The sequence below is a fragment of the Streptomyces sp. NPDC036984 genome (genome assembly GCF_055607665.1).
This window is the reverse complement of record NZ_JBVJRL010000061.1, coordinates 1,887-5,139: the sequence shown is the minus strand read 5'-3', so window position 1 is coordinate 5,139 and position 3,253 is coordinate 1,887. Positions and strand designations below refer to the sequence as shown.

Annotated in this window: 1 rRNA gene; it reads right to left on the bottom strand. The window is 57.0% G+C overall.

The annotated features are described in order from the left end of the window. Positions 1–3,121, bottom strand: a 23S ribosomal RNA gene (locus ACZ7DL_RS38860); the annotation flags it as partial. Positions 3,122–3,253: the final 132 nt, after the last annotated feature.

Genomic DNA, 3,253 nt, shown 5'->3' with positions numbered 1-3,253 from the left:
GGACAAGCCCTCGGCCTATTAGTACCGGTCACCTCCACACGTTACCGTGCTTCCAGATCCGGCCTATCAACCCAGTCGTCTACTGGGAGCCTTACCCCATCAAGTGGGTGGGAGTCCTCATCTCGAAGCAGGCTTCCCGCTTAGATGCTTTCAGCGGTTATCCCTCCCGAACGTAGCCAACCAGCCATGCCCTTGGCAGGACAACTGGCACACCAGAGGTTCGTCCGTCCCGGTCCTCTCGTACTAGGGACAGCCCTTCTCAAGACTCCTACGCGCACAGCGGATAGGGACCGAACTGTCTCACGACGTTCTAAACCCAGCTCGCGTACCGCTTTAATGGGCGAACAGCCCAACCCTTGGGACCGACTCCAGCCCCAGGATGCGACGAGCCGACATCGAGGTGCCAAACCATCCCGTCGATATGGACTCTTGGGGAAGATCAGCCTGTTATCCCCGGGGTACCTTTTATCCGTTGAGCGACGGCGCTTCCACAAGCCACCGCCGGATCACTAGTCCCGACTTTCGTCCCTGCTCGACCCGTCGGTCTCACAGTCAAGCTCCCTTGTGCACTTACACTCAACACCTGATTGCCAACCAGGCTGAGGGAACCTTTGGGCGCCTCCGTTACCCTTTGGGAGGCAACCGCCCCAGTTAAACTACCCATCAGACACTGTCCCTGATCCGGATCACGGACCCAGGTTAGACATCCAGCACGACCAGACTGGTATTTCAACGACGACTCCACAACCACTGGCGTGGCTGCTTCAAAGTCTCCCAGCTATCCTACACAAGCCGAACCGAACACCAATATCAAACTGTAGTAAAGGTCCCGGGGTCTTTCCGTCCTGCTGCGCGAAACGAGCATCTTTACTCGTAGTGCAATTTCACCGGGCCTATGGTTGAGACAGTCGAGAAGTCGTTACGCCATTCGTGCAGGTCGGAACTTACCCGACAAGGAATTTCGCTACCTTAGGATGGTTATAGTTACCACCGCCGTTTACTGGCGCTTAAGTTCTCAGCTTCGCCCCACCGAAGTGAAGCTAACCGGTCCCCTTAACGTTCCAGCACCGGGCAGGCGTCAGTCCGTATACATCGCCTTACGGCTTCGCACGGACCTGTGTTTTTAGTAAACAGTCGCTTCTCGCTGGTCTCTGCGGCCACACCCAGCTCAAGGAGTAAATCCTCTCACCAGACGTGGCCCCCCTTCTCCCGAAGTTACGGGGGCATTTTGCCGAGTTCCTTAACCATAGTTCACCCGAACGCCTCGGTATTCTCTACCTGACCACCTGAGTCGGTTTAGGGTACGGGCCGCCATGAAACTCGCTAGAGGCTTTTCTCGACAGCATAGGATCATCCACTTCGCCACAATCGGCTCGGCATCAGGTCTCACCCTGCATGAGTGGCGGATTTGCCTACCACTCGGGCTACACCCTTACCCCGGGACAACCACCGCCCGGGATGGACTACCTTCCTGCGTCACCCCATCACTCACCTACTAACCGCTTGGTTCGGCGGCTCCACCACTTTCCTTTCCCCGAAGGGTCCGGAACGGCTTCACGGCCTTAGCATCACGATGCTCGATGTTTGACGCTTCACAGCGGGTACCGGAATATCAACCGGTTATCCATCGACTACGCCTGTCGGCCTCGCCTTAGGTCCCGACTTACCCTGGGCAGATCAGCTTGACCCAGGAACCCTTAGTCAATCGGCGCAAACGTTTCTCACGTTTGTATCGCTACTCATGCCTGCATTCTCACTCGTCAACCGTCCACGACTACCTTCCAGTGCCGCTTCACCCGGCAGACGACGCTCCCCTACCCATCAACACACCCGTTGGGGCTATATATGTCAATGACACGACTTCGGCGGTACGCTTGAGCCCCGCTACATTGTCGGCGCGGAATCACTAGACCAGTGAGCTATTACGCACTCTTTCAAGGGTGGCTGCTTCTAAGCCAACCTCCTGGTTGTCTGTGCGACTCCACATCCTTTCCCACTTAGCGTACGCTTAGGGGCCTTAGTCGATGCTCTGGGCTGTTTCCCTCTCGACCATGGAGCTTATCCCCCACAGTCTCACTGCCGCGCTCTCACTTACCGGCATTCGGAGTTTGGCTAAGGTCAGTAACCCGGTAGGGCCCATCGCCTATCCAGTGCTCTACCTCCGGCAAGAAACACACGACGCTGCACCTAAATGCATTTCGGGGAGAACCAGCTATCACGGAGTTTGATTGGCCTTTCACCCCTAACCACAGGTCATCCCCCAGGTTTTCAACCCTGGTGGGTTCGGTCCTCCACGAAGTCTTACCTCCGCTTCAACCTGCCCATGGCTAGATCACTCCGCTTCGGGTCTTGAGCGTGCTACTAAAAACGCCCTATTCGGACTCGCTTTCGCTACGGCTTCCCCACTCGGGTTAACCTCGCAACACACCGCAAACTCGCAGGCTCATTCTTCAAAAGGCACGCAGTCACGAGAACAAGGCAAGCCTTGCTCCGACGCTCCCACGGCTTGTAGGCACACGGTTTCAGGTACTATTTCACTCCGCTCCCGCGGTACTTTTCACCATTCCCTCACGGTACTATCCGCTATCGGTCACCAGGGAATATTTAGGCTTAGCGGGTGGTCCCGCCAGATTCACACGGGATTTCTCGGGCCCCGTGCTACTTGGGTGTCTCTCAAACGAGCCGCTGATGTTTCGACTACGGGGGTCTTACCCTCTACGCCGGACCTTTCGCATGTCCTTCGCCTACATCAACGGTTTCTGACTCGTCCTGTTGCCGGCAGACAACAGAAGAGAGATCCCACAACCCCGCATGCGCAACCCCTGCCGGGTCTCACACGCATACGGTTTGGCCTCATCCGGTTTCGCTCGCCACTACTCCCGGAATCACGGTTGTTTTCTCTTCCTGCGGGTACTGAGATGTTTCACTTCCCCGCGTTCCCTCCACACTGCCTATGTGTTCAGCAGTGGGTGACAGCCCATGACGACTGCCGGGTTTCCCCATTCGGAAACCCCCGGATCAAAGCCTGGTTGACGACTCCCCGGGGACTATCGTGGCCTCCCACGTCCTTCATCGGTTCCTGGTGCCAAGGCATCCACCGTGCGCCCTTAAAAACTTGGCCACAGATGCTCGCGTCCACTGTGCAGTTCTCAAACAACGACCAGCCACCCGTCACACACCGCTTACGCGATGCTTTACCGGGGCCGGCGACTGAGGAAGTTCATTCCCTCAGACACCCAACAGCGTGCCCGAC